At 47.8% G+C, this 1,409-nt stretch carries 2 protein-coding genes; both read left to right on the top strand.

Annotated elements, in window-relative coordinates; genetic code table 11:
- A partial coding sequence (locus Q0256_RS11035; protein ID WP_297963074.1) for a DUF5309 family protein occupies nucleotides 1–584 on the top strand: 584 nt, incomplete at its 5' end.
- 41 nt (nucleotides 585–625) lie between these two features.
- Complete coding sequence (locus tag Q0256_RS11030; RefSeq protein ID WP_297963073.1) at nucleotides 626–1,264, top strand: hypothetical protein; 639 nt, start codon at nucleotides 626–628, stop codon at nucleotides 1,262–1,264.
- Nucleotides 1,265–1,409 lie beyond the last annotated feature (145 nt).

The following is a 1,409-nucleotide window of genomic DNA, read 5'->3' as shown; positions in this document are numbered from 1 at the left end:
TGGTGCTCGCTCGTGCGGGCGATCTTGCGGGCATCCGCCACAAGCAGACGATCGAGAAGATTCTGCTGAGCGATCAGGCGGCTCTTGCGCGCGTCAATACCGGCGCATCAAAGGCCGCGGGAAAGTGCGGTGGACTGAAAAGCTTTGCCACCGTAACAAACACGATTGATGCAAAAAACGCCACGCTAAGCATGCAAACGCTTAGAGACGTGCTCAAAGTAGGACACAAGAAAAGCCGCCCGTATGATTTTATCTTGGTGAATGATAAGCAGCTCGATAAGATCATGGATCTCATCGACAAGATCAAGCAGGTAAACAATACGGTGGAATATCTCCACGACAAAGTCCAGGCGATCGACTCTCAATACGGCGACAGCGTAAAAATCCTGCTAAGCCCGGAGCTTGCGGATACTGAGCTGATCGCGTTTAGAAGCGACGATATCTACAAGGTAGACTGGAGAAACACTAGAAAAAGGGAACTTCCGAGCGAGAACGACGAGATCAAAAAGGAAATTTTGACCGAATTCACGCTTCGAGTCTGCACGCCGGTGGCCTTTGCTTGGGTGAAGAACCTAGCAGCCTAAAACACGGGGGCAGGTAAGCCTGCCCCAAATAAGGATAAGAGATGACTTTTGCAAATTTCAAGGAAAGACTGCAAATCGCGACTCGCCCGGACGTCTTGGCTCCGAGCGACGAGGAGATCAAGACGCTGATGGGCGAAGCGGCGCTGGAGATTTGCAAGGCTATCACTCCGCTTGAGATGATCGAGATAGATCACCGCAGCTTCGAGGTGGCGTATCACTTGGGGGGCGACTACTTCGTGCGTAAATTTAAGCTTCCCGCGAATGATAGCGACGAGATCGATTTTAAAGACGATAGTTTGATAAGCGCTCTGCTTTACGGAATCGCCGCAAAACGCGGACGAGACGATTTTTACCAAAAATACAGGAGCTTTTATCAAAGATCGCTCTGCGAATACGAGCTAAATAACTTCGATGAAAACACGCCCGATCTGCCTACCGCGCTTGCGCGGAGCGGATATCTAAAACCGTATAGCGTCAAGTATGCCCTGGATGAAAAATATACATTTGAAGAAAGTTTTATAAACAAGCTCGACTTCTGGCTAGCCAATGTCGCTCTGACGAGAAATCTTTCGTGGCGAAATTTCATTTACGATTTCATTGCTTTTCAAAACGGTAAAAAAGAAGGAAGGGCTGATCTTGCGGCGCTGGATAAATTTATGAAAGAGAGGATAAAGCCATAATGCAAGATAAAGAATTTACGCAGATCTGTAGGGAAATTTTGGCTGTCGCAGAAAAAATAGTGCCATTTCCCGATCGAGCGAAAGAGGTTTTGCAGAAGATTGAGAAATACAAAGACGAGATGCAAAAAACCGTCTCCGACGCAAA

Source organism: uncultured Campylobacter sp., from assembly GCF_937949835.1.
In the GTDB taxonomy this organism is placed as follows: Bacteria; Campylobacterota; Campylobacteria; order Campylobacterales; family Campylobacteraceae; genus Campylobacter_B.
The sequence above is the reverse complement of the archived record's forward strand: the minus strand, read 5'-3'. Positions and strand labels throughout refer to the sequence as shown.